The sequence below is a fragment of the Bacillus sp. HMA207 genome (genome assembly GCF_003402455.1).
Lineage (GTDB): Bacteria > Bacillota > Bacilli > Bacillales > Bacillaceae_G > Bacillus_A > Bacillus_A cereus.
The window spans coordinates 1991347-2008388 of the sequence record NZ_BEZT01000001.1 but is presented as its reverse complement, the minus strand read 5'-3'; the positions used below and the strand labels follow the sequence as shown (position 1 = coordinate 2008388).

The following is a 17042-nucleotide window of genomic DNA, read 5'->3' as shown; positions in this document are numbered from 1 at the left end:
TCTCTTTATAAAAGAATTGTTATAGGTTCTTCTAAATAATGTTTAATTGTGCGTAAAAATGCAGCTGCTGGTGCACCGTCTAGTACACGATGATCGAATGTTAAACTTAAAGGTAACATACTACCTTTTTTTAATTTTTTCCCTTTATATACAGGAACATGTTCAATTGCGCCAATACCTAAAATGCCAGTCTCAGGTGTATTTAATACAGGTGTGAAATATTCAATACCAAAGCTACCTAAATTACTAATTGTAAATGTCGTTCCGTGCATATCATCACTACTTAAGCTACCTGCTCGCGCCTTTTGTGCCACATTCTTAATCTCTTTAGACAATTCTACTAAAGATAAATTATTTGCAAAGCGAATAGCTGGAACGATTAACCCTTTTTCTAATGCGACTGCCATGCCTAAATGCACATGTTCAAATTGATGAATTGCATCATCTATATAAGCGCTGTTCATTTCTTTATGCTCTCCAAGTGCTAATACAGCAGCACGCGAGACGAAATCCGTAATGGTTAATTTATTATCATATCTTTTTTGTACAACTTTCGCTATTTCTTTATGTAAAGCAACTAAATCTGTTACATCTACTTTCATCGTTAACGTTAATTGTGCGCTATTTTGTAAGCTTGCGTGCATACGATTTGCGATCGCTTTACGCATACCAGTAACAGGAATCACGTTACTTTCTTCTTGTTCAGATATTTCCGGAACGATTCCTCTTACCTCAAGTGCTTTTAATACATCTGCCTTTGTAATCCTTCCGCCAGGACCTGTACCAACTAACACCTTGATATCTAAATTTTCAGACTTTACAATTTTCTTCGCTACAGGTGAAATTTTAATTCTTTGCTTGGCTACTTCTTTCCCATTTGGTTCTTGATTTTGTACATTTTGTACTTCTATATTAAATGTTTTTTCTTCTACCACATGTGTGCTTTCCTGCATTTCTACTTTTTCATTCGGTTTACCGATGTAGCAAATTACAGTACCAGGCGGCACCCCTTCATCTTCACTTACAGCTATATCAAGCACCGTACCATCAGCTGGCGCTTCAATTTCCGTTTCAATTTTTTCTGAATTAATACTAGCAATTAGTTCTCCTTTTGCTACATTATCGCCTGCTTTAATATTCCAGTTCGTAATAATACCTTCTTTCATCGCCATACCTAACTTTGGCATTACAACTTCTACAGCCATACTGCTCTCTCCCTTCTCATCGTTCCATTACACATGTAATAAAGATTGGTCTCCGATCATTTCTGATATAGTTTCAATTACTTTTTCTGGCGTTGGCAAATACAACTTTTCAAGTGGTGGCGAAAACGGAACAGGTGTATGTGGTGCTGTAATTCGTTTAATAGGTGCATCTAGCAAATCAAATCCTTTATCCGCTACAATTGCCGCGATATCTGTTGCGATACTACATCTTGGGTTTGCTTCGTCAATGACGATAAGACGATTTGTTTTTTCAACAGATGCTAAAATCGTATCTTCATCAAGTGGTGATAAAGATCGTGGATCGATTACTTCTACTTCAAGCCCCTTTTTCGATAATTGCTCAGCAGCTGCAAGCGCCGTATGAACTTGTTTTCCAATTGCGACGATTGTTACATCAGAACCTTCCCGTTTAATATCGGCTTTCCCTAATGGAATTGTATAGTATCCTTCTGGCACTTCACCTTTCATGTTGTAAAGTGTTTTATCTTCAAAGAAGATTACTGGGTCATCGTCTTCAATTGCTGCTAATAATAAGCCTTTTGCATCATACGGCGTGGAAGGAACAACAACTTTAATACCTGGTATGCTCGTAAATAATGCGTACAAACTTTGTGAATGCTGAGCTGCTGCACTAAAACCAGCGCCATGCATCGTACGTACTGTAACAGGTACTTTTGCTTTACCTCCAAACATATAACGGAATTTCGCACCTTGGTTTAATACTTGGTCAAGACAACTACCGATAAAATCATTAAACATTAACTCAGCTATCGGACGTAACCCAGTTGCAGCAGCTGCCATCGCGGCTCCCATATAACCCGCTTCAGAAATTGGTGTATCCAATATACGATTTCGGCCAAACTCTTGTACAAGTCCTTTCGTAACACCAAGAACACCGCCCCATGCTTCATCATCTTGCAAATGATCAACTTGTGCACCACCTGCAACGTCTTCTCCTATTAAAATTACATTTTCATCACGGCGCATCGATATTTTCATCGCTTCATTGATTGCAGTTGACATACTTACTGTTCTAGTCATAATTTTTCACCCTCCTCTTATTTATAAGAAACATAAACATCTTTTAATAATTCTTCATCATCTGGATACGGACTATTTTCACTAAACTCAATTGATCTTTGTACTGCCTCATCTACTGCCTTTTCCATATCCACAAGTTCAGACTCAGTTAATAAAGCTTCATGAATTAAATGCTTACGAAAATTCACAATTGCATCTTTTTCATTTAAATGTTCTTCTTTTTCTTCTGATGTTTTATATGTTTGCGCTTCACCTTCGAAATGACCGTAATTACGATATGTCATACATTCAATAATTGTTGGACCATCACCATTACGCGCACGTTCCACTGCTTCTGCAGCAGCTTTATATACAGCTAGAAGATCTTTTCCATCTACTTGAACACCTGGAATATTATAAGCTTTTGCACGATCAGCAATAGAATCACAACTTGAAGCATATTCAAATGTAGTTGCTTCACCGTAACCGTTATTTTCTGCGATAAAAATAACTGGTAACTTCCAAATCGCCGCTAAATTAACCCCTTCATGAAATGTCCCTTCATTATTTGCTCCGTCACCGAAGAAGCAAACACTTACATCTTTTGTTCCTTTATATTTAGCTGTTAATGCTGAACCGCAAGCAAGTGGGAAACCGCCGCCTACAATGCCATTCGCACCTAGCATTCCTTTATCTAAATCGGCAATATGCATGGAACCGCCTTTTCCTTTACATAATCCTGTCGCTTTCCCGAAAAGTTCAGCCATCATACCATTTAAATCACAACCTTTTGCGATACAATGTCCATGACCTCTATGTGTACTTGTAATACTGTCACTATCCGTTAAGTGGGCACATACACCAACTGCTACCGCTTCTTCACCTGCGTATAAATGAACGAAACCTGGCAAAACGCCTTGCGCGAACAATTCATGCACCTTATCTTCAAACTTACGAATCTCTAACATTTTTTCGTACATCCAACGAGCTTGTTCTTTCGTAATTTCATTCCCTTTACTTTCAGTTGTTTTTAACATGTCCAGCCCTCCTATTTTCTTGTTCGTCTTTTATATTGCAAGTACCGTGCCAAATTCTAATCCTTGCTTTAATAGGTTTTCGCTTTTCTTTCATAATAAAAAGTGGACAAAATGAGACATTTGTCTCGTTTTGTCCACTTTTGTTCACCTAATTTGAGAACTATTATCTTATTCATTATCAAAGCTCTGCTGTAATTTTCGGATGTAAATAATTTGCCCAATATGATATGCATTATGAGTTGTTACATTCGCTAACACTTCCCACCATTTTGCAGAAACGGGAAATCCCGCTACATCACTTTCAACCTTGTCTTCATTTATGAGAGTTTGCCATTGTAACAGTTTTTCTAGTAGCTTTTCCCGTAATTCATCGAAAATTTGATTATCTGAAAGCATAAAACTTTTATTATTATCTCCTATAGCGGGTACTGCATTAACATGTGATTCTTTATACCTAGTTTGCCACGTAGAGTTCCAATACAGTAAATGTTGTACGATTTCGGCTATACTATTACACTCTTCATTCGGTTTCCAGAAAGCTTCCCTCTCAGATAAATCCTTAACTGCATCTGAAAATGGCATATACCAACTGGGATCATTCGCATTTGCTAATAACTGATCTGCTAATACATCTTTCACATGGACCATGTTTCTTCCCTCATTTCATTATCATATTAATATACACTACTCTATATACGCTCATTCCCTATAATCCCCTTTTTTACATACAAATTCATTTCATACTGAATGTAAGAATAATAGATTTTCTTATCATAACTCGTTATGATAAAAGAAAAAGAAAGCTGGCAGAAAATGAATAAAAAAATCGCAATAATTACAGGAGCCTCAAGTGGATTTGGACTATTAACTACACTCGAACTCGCAAAAAAAGATTATTTAGTTATCGCTACAATGCGAAACCTTGAAAAACAAGTGAACTTACTATCTCAAGTTACTCAACTTAACTTACAGCAAAATATAAAAGTTCAACAATTAGATGTAACCGATCAAAATTCTATACATAACTTCCAATTATTTTTAAAAGAAATACAAAAAGTAGACCTTCTTGTTAATAATGCAGGATATGCAAATGGCGGCTTTGTAGAAGAAATTCCAGTAGAGGAATACCGTAAACAATTTGAAACGAACCTATTTGGAGCTATATCAATTACCCAGCTTGTCTTACCGTATATGAGAAAACAAAGAAGTGGAAAAATCATTAATATAAGCAGCATTAGCGGCCAAGTTGGATTCCCTGGTTTATCTCCTTATGTATCTTCAAAATATGCATTAGAAGGCTGGAGTGAATCGCTTCGCTTAGAAGTAAAACCTTTCGGAATAGATGTTGCTTTAATTGAACCAGGTTCTTATAACACAAACATATGGGAGGTTGGGAAACAACTAGCTGAAAATCAATCTGATACAACATCTCCTTACAAAGAGTATATGGATAAAATACAAAAACATATTAATAGCGGTAGTGATACATTTGGTAATCCGATAGATGTTGCTAATAAAATCGTTGAAATTGCTGAAACAAAGCGTACTACTTTACGATATCCTATTGGAAAAGATGTAAAATTTATGATCTTTACGAAGAAGATTCTTCCTTGGAGATTGTGGGAATACCTTGTTTTGAGAAGCTTTAAGAAGATGTAAATATAAAGAGTAACTATCAAGATAAATAATGGTAGCTACTCTTTTTAAATATTCATCATGAAAAACCAAAACGACATTAGTATGTAGAAAGAGGATCAAAATAAAGTAACATTGAAACCATAAAAACAAATGCAAAGAATCCAATTATAGAAAGAATATATTCCTTTGTCTCTCTGCTATACTTCCATTCCATCCATACGCGTAATAAGGAAATTGCTCCAAAATAAGTAAGTACAGCAATTCCTATATTAGCATTTTCTACTTTGAACAGATAAATAAAACTTACTATAAGATATACGATAAAAAGACCTATTTCTAATTTTACATGTAAACTATTTACATGCTTATATATCCAAGCATTGCCCTTTGGCATATTTAGTTTTTTTCTTAAAAACTTTTCTAAAAAATATCCTCCAATTATTATAATAATAACTATAATCCAAATAGTAGAGTTGCCCATTGCATTCCCTCCTATTAAATTAATTATGTTTTCGTAACAAAATGGATTATATATTTTTTAATATGTAGATAATGTATTCATTTTCTTTATCTTCTTTAGTAGTAGTTTTATCAAGACATGTTTTATGTATTGTATAACAACAATCTATTTCCCATCCCTTTTGTTTCGGGATGTTTAATCCTTTTTCTTTCTATTTTTTCAAAAACGAATATAGATAGTACCGATAAAATTAATAGAGTTATTTTTATAATTGACAGAAAACCCTATCCTTTTATTTTCTTACTTGCATTTTCTCCGGCTGATCACTCGGATACGTAGCATTCCTTTTATTTTCTACGTCCCAACTAATAATTGTCGCACTATCACGTCCCAACTGATGATGCACGTGTTCTAAAACATTGTGAATATTTTCTTTAAGTGTTTTATCATTTCTATTCATAGCATTATACAAATTTACAGGTGTTTCATATCGGCGTTCCCCGCATTCTAATACACCATCTGTCACCATTACAATTCGGTTCTTTCCAGTACGTAATTCACGAATACCTGATGAATAGCAAGGCACAGGTAAATCAAATGTGTTTACATTTCCAATCCATTCGTAAAAATGACGTTGATTTAATGCATATTGTCCTAACTTATGTAACTCTTCATGAAATACATACACTAAACCATCACCGATAGAAAGCCACCATATATAATTTTCTTTCCTTACACATAGTAAGCAAGCTGTTTCACCTTTAATTTTTTTGCACTTTTCCTTAAATGAAGATGACTGAAAAATTGTCAGTATATGATTTTCAATAGATTGAAACACTGTATTAATTGATTCATTCAAAATTACTTTTATATTTTCATATTCTTTTTCGATTGTATTTACTACTAAATCAACACTTTCTGCACTATTATGTCCATCTAATATAGCTGCAAATTCCCAATCACCATTTGACCAAACTAACGCACCATCTTCGTTCTTTTTTGCTCCGGCACTAATATTCCCACCATATGCACCGAGCACGATATCACCATATTGCTTTACCGAAATTTCGTCTAAACACATTTCTCTACTTCCAACCCATGAATGTTGTCTATTATTTGTTGTATGCATATTCACTCACCATATACTCTCGTATTCTTTCGCATAGTTTTTTGATTTTCGCTGCGTCACCATATGGTGCGCCGGTCCATTTCGCTATCTCGGTTGGTGACCAAAACTCTTTTGGTGTATTTGCATAACGCGGTATGATATGCATATGCATATGTGGTACACCATTCCCTGAAACAAAAGTGTAAATATGCTCTGCACCTTCGCTTTCTTTTAGCGCTTTACTTACTCTACTTGTTATAAGTCCGAACGCTTTCGCTTCTTCATCTGTTAGTTCAGCGAGGCCAGGTACATGCCTTTTTATATCTATCATTACATAACCCAAGTATGTTTCTTCACTATCCCAGTAGACATGTCCAACGTAAAGCAGTTCATCTTCGTAAATAGCTCCACCTGGAACTATAATATTTCCTTTATGCTTTTCACAAATAAAACAGTTTAGTTTTACTTGATCGTTCGTTGACATATTCATCACCATCCTTTTCATATATAATATCATAAAAAAAGGAAAAAAAGGATTTATATTCCGAAGATTCACTCTTTTGATACAGCAATTTTTGAAATGAATTTAAACCTCATTATTTCTTCAAAAACGCAATCCCAATTACGATCCCAATCACAATTCCGATTACTAAATTATTTGTAAAATAACCTTGGAATACACCGATTACAACTCCTATACCAATACCTATTGCCAAAGCATCATTTCTTTTTTTATTTTTAGCCAAAATTGCATCTCCTCCCATCATTTCTCGCTAAACAACATACACTTACTTGAATGTATTAATATATTCACTATCTCACTTGAACATTTCAAAAAAATGTACTTTAACTTCACATATAATATTTTCCATTTTCTGTACATACTCCTTTTATATTGAAAAGTTTTCAAGTAACTATTAATTATACATAGGCATTTACTATAAGAAAGCTTCGTAATTTATTGAAGGAGGAACAATTCAAATGTATCCTCATTGGAATCAAAATATAAATCAACAGTATGTTTATTCCCCCCATCCCGCAAGGAATACATTGCATCATGATTCACAATATATGATGCAGCATATCGCAAGTCTTGAAAGTCAATTAACTAAATTAATCTCATTAATCGAGGAAAATAATCAATTCATCAAATCAATGGAACAACAACACCAAGTTTGTGCACCAGCTGGAGGTTCTGTTATCGTTCATATGTAATCTAGATGCAATAAAAAACACACTTTGTATTATAAAAGTGTGTTTTTTGGTCATTATTTTCTTTTCGTATGGAACCCTTGTGTAATTCGATCTAATATAATTGCGATTACTACGATAGCTAATCCAGCTTCAAATCCCATTCCGATATTAACTTGTGTTACAGAGCGATATACATCAACTCCAAGCCCTGGAGCTCCTACAAGTGATGCTGTTACAACCATCGATAAAGAAAGCATAATGCTTTGGTTCACACCAGCCATAATCGTTCCGGTTGCAAGTGGTAATTGTACTTTAAATAGTTTTTGTGATGCTGTGGATCCAAACGCATTCGCTGCTTCAATTAAATCTTCTGGAACTTGTCTAATCCCTAAGTCAGTAAAACGAATTGTCGGTGGCATTGCAAAGATTACCGATGCAATAATTCCAGGTACTACACCAACTCCGAAAAATGTAATCGCTGGAATGAGGTATACGAATGCCGGCATTGTTTGCATAAAATCTAATGTTGGCTTTAAAAATTTTGAGAAACGCTCATTTTGAGATGCTAATATACCAATTGGAATTCCGACAATAATTGAAATAATAACAGACGTAAGTACGAGTGCTAATGTTTGCATCGTTTGTGCCCAGTAGTTAATATTCAAAATGAATAATAATCCAATAAGCGTAAAAATGACTAAAGATAATTTCCTCGTTGTGTACCAAATGAAGAAACACAAGATAATAATCATCAATATGGCAGGTATTATTGTTAAAAAATTAGTGAGTAAATCAACGAATCCACCAATAATATAAGAGAATCCTCGGAATAAGCCTTCAAAGTGTTCATATAAACTTGCAACAAATGAGTCGACCCATTCCCCTAATGGAATACGTGGTATACTATTCATCGTCTTTCACCTCTTCCTCAATGTTTCCTGCAAGAGCTTGAATGACACTTTCACGTTTAATAATTCCTCTTAGCCTTTTCTTCTCATCGATTACCGGTAACGGATATTTCATCTCTGCCATTTTTGCATATGTCTCTTCCAGTAAAGTATCCAAATACACATGCGGAATATCATTAAGTAATAAATCAGCAATCGGCCACTGTTTTTGTACTGCTTTACTCGCATCATCCGCAGTTAATATACCTAAAAACTCATACTTTTTGTTTACAACATATACAGTTGAGACGCCTGCATTCCTCATAATTTGAAGGGCCACACGAGGTCCACGATCAATCAATAAAGTTTCTGGTCGTTTTAAAATAGACTCAGCCGTAATTACTTTTCCTAAATTCACGTCCGCAACAAACTTTTCTACAAATTCATTTGCGGGGCTCATCATAATTTCTTCTGGCGTTCCAATTTGGACGATTTCTCCATCTTTCATTAATGCGATACGATCTCCAATTCGAAGCGCTTCATCTAAATCATGCGTAATAAATATAATCGTTTTTTCCATTTTATCTTGTAACTCTAACAATTCATCTTGCATTTCTTTTCGAATAAGTGGATCTAATGCACTAAATGACTCGTCCATTAGTAATACATCTGGATTATTCGTTAGTGCCCTTGCGATTCCAACGCGCTGCTGCATACCACCACTAAGTTGACTTGGATAATTATCTTTATGATGATCGAGTCCTACTAACTGTAGCGATTCTAACGCTTTTTTCTCTCGCTCTTCAACCGGAACTCCTTGTATTTCTAAACCATATGCAACATTTTGTATAACTGTACGATGCGGAAATAGAGCGAATTTCTGAAATACCATACTCATTTTCGTTCTTCTTACTCTCCGTAACTCTTCTTTTCCCATCGTTGCGATGTCTTCACCATCTATGTATATATGACCTGCAGTTGGTTTAATCAATTGATTTAACATACGAACTAGCGTAGATTTCCCGCTACCAGACAAACCCATAATAACGAAAATCTCTCCAGAGTAAACTTCAAACGTTGCTTTTTTCACCCCAACGTTCATTCCTGTCTCTTTTAAAATTTCCGATTTACTTTTTCCTTCTTTTAATAAGGAAAGGGCTCTTTGCGGATGTTTCCCGAATACTTTTGTTACGTTTTCAACACGCACCTTTGTATTATCCATGTCACTACTCCTTTTCTACCCATCTATTCACATAGTGTTGCGATTTTACAAAGAAATATTACATAAAAATGACATTCATAAGATTTCTTTAAAATTCTCGTTTCCGTTCATAATAAGAATGCTTACTTATACATTTATTTTATAAGGCAAACGTTACTTAGGAGGTTTTCGATGCGAAAGAAAATTTGGTTTATATGCCTTGCATTATTTATTACTATGATTTTCACTTCATGTAATGCAACAAATGCAAATTCGAAAGGAAAAATTAAACTTGGTGTAACAAGTTGGAAAGAAAATATTGCAACTGCAAACATGTGGAAAGTTTTATTAGAAGAAAAAGGCTACAAAGTTGAGCTCATGTATTTAGAAAAAGCCGCAATTTGGACTGGTGTCGCTCGTGGCGATGTTGATGCGAATTTAGAAGTATGGCTACCAGTTACAGATAAACCGCTAAACGATCGTTATAAAGATGATATTGTCTTAAAATCAAAATGGTACGAAGGTACTGGACTAGGTTTAGTCGTCCCTTCTTATATGAAAAACATAAACAGTATCGAAGATTTAAATGCTCATAAAGATGAACTAGATAATAAAATTGTCGGTATCGAACCCGGTAGTAGTCTTATGAATTTAACGAATAAAGCAATGAAAGAATATGATATAAAACTAAAACTTGTCCAATCTTCTGAAGCTGCGATGATGAGTGAACTAAAGAAAGCATATACAAAAAAGAAACCAATCGCTGTTACGCTTTGGAATCCGCATTGGGGTTTTTCAGAATTTGACTTAAAATATTTAAAAGACCCTAAGAAAGTATATGGTGAAAAAGATGACATTTATTACTCCGTTCGTAAAGGTTTCGAAAAAGATCACCCAGATGTTATAAAATACTTTGATAAATGGAAAATGAACGATGAACAGCTCGGTACGTTAATGGTCATGTTAAATAAAACAAAAGATCCTGAAGAGGCTGCGCGAAAATGGATTAAAAAAAATCAAGCATTAGTTGATGAATGGGTAAAGGATTAATAAAAAGGCTAGAGAATTAATATATCCTCTAGCCTTTTTCATCTTATTTTTTCGTAACAACGTCATCTACAATCCCATATGCCTTCGCTTCTTCTGCAGTCATAAAATAATCTCTTTCTGTATCATGTGCTACTCTTTCAATCGGTTGGCCTGTTTTTTCTGCAATCATTTTATTAATATCATGCTTTAACTTTAATATTCTTTTCGCAGTTATTTCAATTTCTGTTGCTTGCCCTTGTGCACCACCAAGCGGCTGATGAATCATAATTTCACTGTTAGGGAGCGCAAACCGTTTTCCTTTTGCTCCTGATAATAATAACAATGCACCGAATGATGCCGCAAAGCCCATGCATAGCGTTTGCACATCTGGTTTAATTAAATTCATCGTATCTAATATTGCAAAACCTGCTGTCGTTGAACCTCCTGGGCTATTGATGTATAAATATATATCTTTTTCTGCATCTTCTGCTTCTAAAAATAATAATTGCGCTACGACACTACTCGCTACTTGATCGTTAATTTCTGAGCCGATAATAATAATGCGGTCTTTTAATAACCTTGAATATATATCATAGGAACGTTCTCCTAATTTTGTTTGTTCTACTACATATGGAATTGTATGCATTTTAAATTCCTCCAATACTTGTTATGCTGCGCAAAGCATACAACTGTAGGAAGAAGGGTTTTTCACATTAAATAATAACACTGGCTGTTTAGATGGTAACTTAGTAAAATCTATTGTCGGAAGAAGTTTCGTTAACAATTCTGGTCTTTCCTCACGAATAGATGTTACAACAACTTCAATATCCTCTGTGAATTCGACTATCTCAATCCCTTCTTCACTTACAGTTTTCAGCCTATTTCTACTTCGAAATAAAGAAGCCTTTACTGCACCTTCTGATACAAAACACACTTTAGCAATATCAGCGATACTATATTGAAAAACATCTTTTAATAATAAAATTGCGGATTGCTGTACATTTAATGAAGACAATACTTTCCCTACCATTTCATGCAAATCTGCAATGTTCTCATGTGGTTCTTCAAAAGTGATTTGTTCTCTTATTTTTTCATGAACAGACTTAGACTTTATCTGATCTAACCAACGATTTCTTGCTATTTTATAGACGAGTGTCATACAAATATCTTTATTTCTATATTTTTGAAGCACTTTACACACTGTTTCTTGGGCGAGATCTTCCCCATCCCATTTGTTTTTCGTTAAAAAAGTACAGTATCTTTTCAACTCTCCATATTGTTCAATTAAAAAGTTTATATTTGAATGATTCATATCGATATGGTTCTTTAAAACATGAGTTACTTTTGTGCACAAAATAACCACTCCTTTTCAGCGCTTACTTAATAAACGATTCAACATTAAAAAAAGTTACGGGGATATAAAAAAATAATGTTTATGTTCAATAATTCGCGGTCATAAATATGTTATGTACAATTTTACGTGAGGAGGAACAAATTTGCCAAAATTAACAATTGAAGGTGCGGGAACTTTTGATGTGAAAGAAGGAACAAAGTTAGTATTAGCAATTGAAGATAGCGGTGTCAACATTATTCATCGTTGCGGCGGGAATGCACGTTGCACAACTTGTAGAGTAGAAATACTAGCAGGTGATTTCTGTGAAGCGAGTGCGAATGAGAAACATGCAATGACGGAAAAAGGAATTGAAGATCATTTACGATTATCTTGTCAAATGCGTGTACATAAAGATATAGTCGTTCGTCCGGTACTTACAGTTGAAAATTCAGGTCTTGATGCTGGGCCACGTCCGGCGGAGTAAAGCGATGAATTTAAAACAGCTCGCTGGCGAATATGCTGCTAACTTTGTAAACGATGGCATGAAAATTGGGCTTGGTACAGGTTCTACTGTATATTGGACAATACAAAAATTAGGTGAGCGTGTAAAAGAAGGATTATCATTTCAAGCTGTACCAACATCAAAGGAAACTGAAGCATTAGCACAGCAACTAAATATCCCCCTAATTTCGTTAAACGACGTACAAAGTCTTGATCTTACAATTGATGGAGCGGATGAAATTGATTCAAATTTACAACTTATAAAAGGCGGTGGCGGTGCATTACTTCGTGAAAAAATCGTTGCCTCTTCCTCTAAAAAACTAATTATCATTGCTGATGAATCGAAACTTGTAACACATTTAGGTACTTTTCCATTACCTATTGAAATCATCCCTTTTTCATGGAAACAAACCGAAAATAAAATTCAGTCTTTAGGATGTCAAACAACATTACGTTTGAAAAACAATGAAACCTATATAACCGATAACAATAACATGATTATCGATTGTATATTCCCTAATCATATTTCTAATCCTGCCCATTTACACACTCAATTAAAAATGATTACTGGTGTAGTTGAAACAGGGTTGTTTATAAGTATGACGAGTACAGCAATTATTGGTACTAAAAATGGGATAAAGAAATTGTAATAAAAGCTAACTTTTTAAAGTTGGCTTTTTAGTATGTTCTTCTTCTCTTAATAGTGCTTTATTATGATATACTAGGAAAACGTAAACTGATTACACTAGAAAGGACTGAACATTTTGCAATCCAAACTTATAACAGAACTTGCTGATTTAGAAACTGCCTTTCATATTCGAAAAGAAGTATTTGTAAAAGAACAAGGTGTCCCTCTTGCAGATGAATTTGATACATTCGATGAAATCGGAGAGCAATGTAAACATATTTTAGTTTATTATCATGAGCTTCCTGTAGGCACAGGGCGTATACGATTTGTTGATGGTGTCGGAAAATTAGAACGTATTTGTATTTTAAAAGATTATCGTACATACGGATTAGGTAAAGTCATCATTCAAACGTTAGAAGAACTTGCTCGTAACAAACAAGTTACAAAAGTGAAACTACACGGTCAAACACAAGCTGAAGGATTTTATACAAAACTAGGTTATCAAACTTCTTCTGATATATTTATGGAAGATGGCATTCCGCACATACTTATGACGAAAGTATTATCATAATAAAAAGGTAGTGTATGAATCTTATGTATTCATACACTACCTTTTTTTATTAATAGAAAAGTGAATTCTCAAGATTCCCTTTTGCATCAAAGCCCATCATCTCTTAGTTCATACCTAAGTAAAGCTTACACTGTTTTCCATAATGATAATGCATAAATCCAGTTTGGATCACCATTTCCTTGATAACTCTGGACTGCTTCATATACTTTTCCTTCGTGCAGAACTCTATCTCCCTTTTTATATGCTTTTTTTGCATCCCACGCTTCATATGAAGCGTTTTCAGTTTTTGTAGTAATTGTGAATATATCACTCTGTACGGATTCATTTCCAGCTACATCAACAGCTTTCACTACATATTTATAAGTAGTATTAGCGAGCAGATTTTTATCCAAATAAGAAGTTGTATTGGATGTTGCAATCTTTTTCATTGCCCCTTCTGTTTCTCTATAAATATCATAATGGTCTACACCAATATTATCGTCAGATGGACTCCACATTAAATCCACACTTGACGCTGTCGTTCCCATACTATGTAATCCTTTTGGTTGTGTTGGTGCTTCTGTATCAGGAGTCTCAACTGTCGTTTTTACTGTAAGCGCTGCACTTTCTTTCGATACATTTCCAGCTGCGTCAATTGCTTTTACAGTATAAGAGTATTCTGTACTTGGTTGTAATTTCTTATCAATAAAATGAGTGCCTAGTACTGTATCAATCATCTCTCCGTTACGGAAGATTTGATATCCTTTTACCCCTACATTATCCGTAGAAGCGTTCCATGTTAGTTCTACACTATTCGCTGTTACTTTTTGCGTCTGAAGTCCATTTGGAATACTTGGCGCTTCTATGTCTGGTTTCACATCATTAATAAGATTAACATCAATTACATTATAGAATGCATTTGCTGTATCAGCTACATCCCATACTGCTAAAATCACATGATATCCACTACGATCAGTAGGTACATTGATTTTATGAGTTAAATTATTTGAAGCTGCAGAACCATCATGTTGTACTGTTCCAATTGGTTCAAAATCTGCTCTTGTTAGCGCTTTATTTGGATTCCATCCTTTTTTAGTAATATAGTAATGCCACTTACTCGTTAAGTGAGGCGCAGTATACTTCCAAGTAAATGTATTTTCCCCACCAGTGATTGTATTTTTAAACCAACGATTTGCTGTTTGTTGATCTAAAATACCACCAAATTTTCCGCCTGCTGAAGCAATTTGTCCATCTACTGGACCACCTTGTGGGAACCCTTTTGGAGCTTCTAAACTTTGTGGTTCATACATAACACTTCCACAGTTTACATTTAGCGCACCATAAGTTGGACTACATAAAGCAGATCGGCTACCAGGCTTTTCAACAAAACCGTGCGCATAAGCATTTTGAGGAATAAGTGTCGTACTAATAATTCCAGCTGTTAATGCTACAGCTCCTAAACTTTTTTTGTTCATTTTCATATTTTGTAGTTGTTTTAAAAATCGATTATTCATGTTCATGTCTCCTTCTTGTTATACTTTGTAGTGGAATGTGGGCTTTGATGTAAAAGAATAACAAGAGACAAACTTGTACCGATGTATGTGTTAATTATGCATACACCGCAGTGAAATTATATTTTTCTTGTGAAATATTTCACTTTACGAATATATCATGACATAGAAATTACCTGAGTATGTGCAGAAGTTGTGCAGAAACAGTGAAATTATTACTAACATGTAAAACTAAGTCCTAACATTTTAAAATAAAATTTGAATATATTTATCTATCATCTTTACTTCATAATTGACAATACATTTAACTAGTTAACTTTTATTCTTATACTTATATCTCTCAGTGCCTTAGTTTTAACCATACTAAATATTAAAAATAAGAATTATAAAGTTAAATAAAAAGCATCCTATTTAGATGCTTTTCTAATGTATAATTTCATTTTTTCACTGACCTACAAATATAAAAATTTCATCAACAGCTTCCTTATATCCACCTGATTTTTGGAAAGATTTCTTCAAATTCAAAGCGACTTCTTTAAATGACGGATTATTTAATACCATTTCTACACTTTCACTTAGTTGATCCGCAGTTAATCCTTGCATTTGTAATTTTATTCCTGCTCCAAGACTCTCCACTTGCTTTGCGACTACTGGATGATCTGCACTTTGCGGTATTACAACGAGCGGAATCCCGTTATACAGTCCTTCATGCGCACTGTTCATCCCGCCGTGTGTAATAAATAGTTTCGTATATGTAAGCAGCTCAGTTTGGGGTACATAGTTTTTCACAATGAAGTTTTTAGGAATTTCGCCTAGATCACTTATTTTTGTTTTACTACCAATAGACATAACAATTGTATGCTCACTATTCTCAAAGGCCTTCATACACAGTTTATAAAAGTCAATCGCTTCATTAAAAACAGTACCTAATGAAATATAAATCGGACTTTTTTCTTCAATTGAAGTAAAATCAACGTCTCTGTTTTTCATTTGTGCAGAGATAGATGGTCCTACAAATTTATATGTTTCATCAAACGTATCACCAAAAGGCTGGAACTCCTTAATTGTATATACAATAGTAAGGGGTGCAGGATTACAGAAAACTTCATACGATGATTTTATTTCAACACCATATTTTTCAGCAATTCCCTTCGTTAAGTTTTGAAAATCATTCTGTATTTTATCATAAATTTCTACTGAGATATTTTTTGATAGATGACCTAACATTTGCTCAAAGGATTTTTCATCCTGCGCAAAAGATGTGCATGAATTTATGGCTGGAAGTTTAAGGATTTGAGCAATTAAATGGCCACAGCCAAACATAGAATCATGAATTATGTAATCAAAATGTTCACCTTCAATTTGTTCTAGAACGCTAGGTATGACAATATCCGCTGTATGTAGAAGGCCATTTATTCTCTCCTGTAAATAATTTCTGCCTCCAGATAGAAACGCTTTTATAAATTTTTGATCATCAATCGTTCGTACAGTAGCACCTGTCTTCTCAATCCGCTCCCTGAAAGCTTCTATTGAAAAATAAACGACCTCTTCACCACGAGAAATCAATTCTTCTACAACTTGTAAAGTTGGATTTATATGTCCTTCTGATCCAGCGTTAATAAATAAAACACGCGCCATAATAAACACTCCTTACGTTAAATCGTTTCTATGTTGGCAAGAGTACGGATTCTCTCCATACTCTTTTCCTAGCTGTTCGTA

At 34.5% G+C, this 17042-nt stretch carries 20 protein-coding genes; 6 read left to right on the top strand and 14 right to left on the bottom strand.

What is annotated here, in order from left to right; genetic code table 11:
* Window positions 1–5 precede the first annotated feature (5 nt).
* The 4 genes from HMAS_RS10550 to HMAS_RS10535 form a co-directional block, all read right to left on the bottom strand.
* Window positions 6–1205 (bottom strand): dihydrolipoamide acetyltransferase family protein, encoded by a 1200-nt coding sequence (locus HMAS_RS10550; protein ID WP_116344796.1) that lies wholly within the window; start codon window positions 1203–1205, stop codon window positions 6–8.
* A gap of 27 nt (window positions 1206–1232) precedes the next feature.
* Window positions 1233–2267, bottom strand: coding sequence for an acetoin:2,6-dichlorophenolindophenol oxidoreductase subunit beta (acoB, locus tag HMAS_RS10545; RefSeq protein WP_000198892.1), 1035 nt, complete (start codon window positions 2265–2267; stop codon window positions 1233–1235).
* Between the two features lie 17 nt (window positions 2268–2284).
* Window positions 2285–3283, bottom strand: a complete 999-nt coding sequence (acoA, locus tag HMAS_RS10540; protein ID WP_000921272.1) for an acetoin:2,6-dichlorophenolindophenol oxidoreductase subunit alpha — start codon at window positions 3281–3283, stop codon at window positions 2285–2287.
* A 168-nt stretch (window positions 3284–3451) separates the two neighbouring features.
* On the bottom strand, window positions 3452–3931 hold the full coding sequence (locus HMAS_RS10535; protein WP_046392802.1) for a DinB family protein: 480 nt from the start codon (window positions 3929–3931) through the stop codon (window positions 3452–3454).
* 165 nt (window positions 3932–4096) lie between these two features.
* Here HMAS_RS10535 and HMAS_RS10530 point away from each other — a divergent pair, with 165 nt between their 5' ends.
* Entirely contained in the window at window positions 4097–4942 is an 846-nt protein-coding gene (locus HMAS_RS10530; protein WP_046392803.1) for an oxidoreductase, read from the top strand.
* Window positions 4943–5018: 76 nt separating this feature from the next.
* On the opposite strand, the gene HMAS_RS10525 is transcribed toward HMAS_RS10530, so the two are convergent.
* The 4 genes from HMAS_RS10525 to HMAS_RS10510 all read right to left on the bottom strand — a co-directional run bounded on the left by HMAS_RS10525 (window position 5019) and on the right by HMAS_RS10510 (window position 7253).
* Complete coding sequence (locus tag HMAS_RS10525) at window positions 5019–5402, bottom strand: DUF4181 domain-containing protein (protein ID WP_000528446.1); 384 nt, start codon at window positions 5400–5402, stop codon at window positions 5019–5021.
* A gap of 271 nt (window positions 5403–5673) precedes the next feature.
* Complete coding sequence (locus HMAS_RS10520; protein WP_070180191.1) at window positions 5674–6510, bottom strand: PP2C family serine/threonine-protein phosphatase; 837 nt, start codon at window positions 6508–6510, stop codon at window positions 5674–5676.
* Complete coding sequence (locus tag HMAS_RS10515; protein WP_116344795.1) at window positions 6494–6985, bottom strand: HIT family protein; 492 nt, start codon at window positions 6983–6985, stop codon at window positions 6494–6496. Before HMAS_RS10515 ends, HMAS_RS10520 begins: the two co-directional genes overlap by 17 nt.
* A gap of 100 nt (window positions 6986–7085) precedes the next feature.
* Window positions 7086–7253, bottom strand: a complete 168-nt coding sequence (locus tag HMAS_RS10510) for a hypothetical protein (protein WP_000508397.1) — start codon at window positions 7251–7253, stop codon at window positions 7086–7088.
* A 217-nt stretch (window positions 7254–7470) separates the two neighbouring features.
* Here HMAS_RS10510 and HMAS_RS10505 point away from each other — a divergent pair, with 217 nt between their 5' ends.
* The gene (locus HMAS_RS10505; RefSeq protein ID WP_116344794.1) at window positions 7471–7704 is read left to right on the top strand and encodes a hypothetical protein; all 234 of its coding nucleotides are present in this window, start codon (window positions 7471–7473) and stop codon (window positions 7702–7704) included.
* 53 nt (window positions 7705–7757) lie between these two features.
* Here HMAS_RS10505 and HMAS_RS10500 read toward each other — a convergent pair whose 3' ends face one another.
* Window positions 7758–8594 carry an ABC transporter permease gene (locus HMAS_RS10500; protein WP_001084759.1) on the bottom strand — a complete coding sequence of 279 codons (837 nt, stop codon included), beginning with the start codon at window positions 8592–8594 and terminating at the stop codon, window positions 7758–7760.
* Window positions 8587–9792 (bottom strand): quaternary amine ABC transporter ATP-binding protein, encoded by a 1206-nt coding sequence (locus tag HMAS_RS10495; protein WP_000370606.1) that lies wholly within the window; start codon window positions 9790–9792, stop codon window positions 8587–8589. Before HMAS_RS10495 ends, HMAS_RS10500 begins: the two co-directional genes overlap by 8 nt.
* Before the next feature lie 171 nt (window positions 9793–9963).
* On the opposite strand from HMAS_RS10495, the gene HMAS_RS10490 reads away from it, so the two are divergent.
* The gene (locus HMAS_RS10490; RefSeq protein WP_001227615.1) at window positions 9964–10821 is read left to right on the top strand and encodes a glycine betaine ABC transporter substrate-binding protein; all 858 of its coding nucleotides are present in this window, start codon (window positions 9964–9966) and stop codon (window positions 10819–10821) included.
* 43 nt (window positions 10822–10864) lie between these two features.
* On the opposite strand, the gene clpP is transcribed toward HMAS_RS10490, so the two are convergent.
* Together clpP and HMAS_RS10480 are read right to left on the bottom strand one after the other, a co-directional pair.
* Window positions 10865–11446: an ATP-dependent Clp endopeptidase proteolytic subunit ClpP gene (clpP, locus tag HMAS_RS10485; RefSeq protein WP_025709468.1), complete on the bottom strand. Its 582-nt coding sequence runs from the start codon at window positions 11444–11446 to the stop codon at window positions 10865–10867.
* A gap of 21 nt (window positions 11447–11467) precedes the next feature.
* On the bottom strand, window positions 11468–12154 hold the full coding sequence (locus HMAS_RS10480) for an RNA polymerase subunit sigma-70 (protein ID WP_016122653.1): 687 nt from the start codon (window positions 12152–12154) through the stop codon (window positions 11468–11470).
* Between the two features lie 142 nt (window positions 12155–12296).
* Between HMAS_RS10480 and HMAS_RS10475 the strand changes: the two genes are divergently transcribed.
* The 3 genes from HMAS_RS10475 (at window position 12297) to HMAS_RS10465 (ending at window position 13833) form a co-directional block, all read left to right on the top strand.
* Complete coding sequence (locus tag HMAS_RS10475) at window positions 12297–12617, top strand: 2Fe-2S iron-sulfur cluster-binding protein (RefSeq protein ID WP_116344793.1); 321 nt, start codon at window positions 12297–12299, stop codon at window positions 12615–12617.
* 4 nt (window positions 12618–12621) lie between these two features.
* Window positions 12622–13284, top strand: coding sequence for a ribose 5-phosphate isomerase A (rpiA, locus tag HMAS_RS10470; RefSeq protein WP_044306431.1), 663 nt, complete (start codon window positions 12622–12624; stop codon window positions 13282–13284).
* Window positions 13285–13398: 114 nt separating this feature from the next.
* Window positions 13399–13833 carry a GNAT family N-acetyltransferase gene (locus HMAS_RS10465; protein ID WP_001190865.1) on the top strand — a complete coding sequence of 145 codons (435 nt, stop codon included), beginning with the start codon at window positions 13399–13401 and terminating at the stop codon, window positions 13831–13833.
* A gap of 125 nt (window positions 13834–13958) precedes the next feature.
* Here HMAS_RS10465 and HMAS_RS10460 read toward each other — a convergent pair whose 3' ends face one another.
* Both HMAS_RS10460 and HMAS_RS10455 read right to left on the bottom strand, forming a co-directional pair.
* A complete protein-coding gene (locus HMAS_RS10460) occupies window positions 13959–15326 on the bottom strand; it encodes a lytic polysaccharide monooxygenase (RefSeq protein WP_001065145.1) in 1368 nt (455 codons plus the stop codon).
* 441 nt (window positions 15327–15767) lie between these two features.
* Complete coding sequence (locus HMAS_RS10455; protein ID WP_116344792.1) at window positions 15768–16961, bottom strand: macrolide family glycosyltransferase; 1194 nt, start codon at window positions 16959–16961, stop codon at window positions 15768–15770.
* Between the last annotated feature and the right edge of the window lie 81 nt (window positions 16962–17042).

Bases quoted from the DNA above. Each gene is read 5' to 3' on its own strand.
- HMAS_RS10455 (WP_116344792.1), bottom strand. From the start codon at position 16,961: ATGGCGCGTGTTTTATTTATTAACGCTGGATCAGAAGGACATATAAAT.
- HMAS_RS10520 (WP_070180191.1), bottom strand. From the start codon at position 6,510: ATGCATACAACAAATAATAGACAACATTCATGGGTTGGAAGTAGAGAA.
- HMAS_RS10510 (WP_000508397.1), bottom strand. From the start codon at position 7,253: ATGGGAGGAGATGCAATTTTGGCTAAAAATAAAAAAAGAAATGATGCT.
- HMAS_RS10505 (WP_116344794.1), top strand. From the start codon at position 7,471: ATGTATCCTCATTGGAATCAAAATATAAATCAACAGTATGTTTATTCC.
- HMAS_RS10500 (WP_001084759.1), bottom strand. From the start codon at position 8,594: ATGAATAGTATACCACGTATTCCATTAGGGGAATGGGTCGACTCATTT.
- HMAS_RS10530 (WP_046392803.1), top strand. From the start codon at position 4,097: ATGAATAAAAAAATCGCAATAATTACAGGAGCCTCAAGTGGATTTGGA.
- HMAS_RS10495 (WP_000370606.1), bottom strand. From the start codon at position 9,792: ATGGATAATACAAAGGTGCGTGTTGAAAACGTAACAAAAGTATTCGGG.
- HMAS_RS10515 (WP_116344795.1), bottom strand. From the start codon at position 6,985: ATGGTGATGAATATGTCAACGAACGATCAAGTAAAACTAAACTGTTTT.
- HMAS_RS10550 (WP_116344796.1), bottom strand. From the start codon at position 1,205: ATGGCTGTAGAAGTTGTAATGCCAAAGTTAGGTATGGCGATGAAAGAA.
- clpP (WP_025709468.1), bottom strand. From the start codon at position 11,446: ATGCATACAATTCCATATGTAGTAGAACAAACAAAATTAGGAGAACGT.
- HMAS_RS10535 (WP_046392802.1), bottom strand. From the start codon at position 3,931: ATGGTCCATGTGAAAGATGTATTAGCAGATCAGTTATTAGCAAATGCG.
- HMAS_RS10460 (WP_001065145.1), bottom strand. From the start codon at position 15,326: ATGAATAATCGATTTTTAAAACAACTACAAAATATGAAAATGAACAAA.
- rpiA (WP_044306431.1), top strand. From the start codon at position 12,622: ATGAATTTAAAACAGCTCGCTGGCGAATATGCTGCTAACTTTGTAAAC.
- HMAS_RS10490 (WP_001227615.1), top strand. From the start codon at position 9,964: ATGCGAAAGAAAATTTGGTTTATATGCCTTGCATTATTTATTACTATG.
- HMAS_RS10525 (WP_000528446.1), bottom strand. From the start codon at position 5,402: ATGGGCAACTCTACTATTTGGATTATAGTTATTATTATAATAATTGGA.
- acoB (WP_000198892.1), bottom strand. From the start codon at position 2,267: ATGACTAGAACAGTAAGTATGTCAACTGCAATCAATGAAGCGATGAAA.
- acoA (WP_000921272.1), bottom strand. From the start codon at position 3,283: ATGTTAAAAACAACTGAAAGTAAAGGGAATGAAATTACGAAAGAACAA.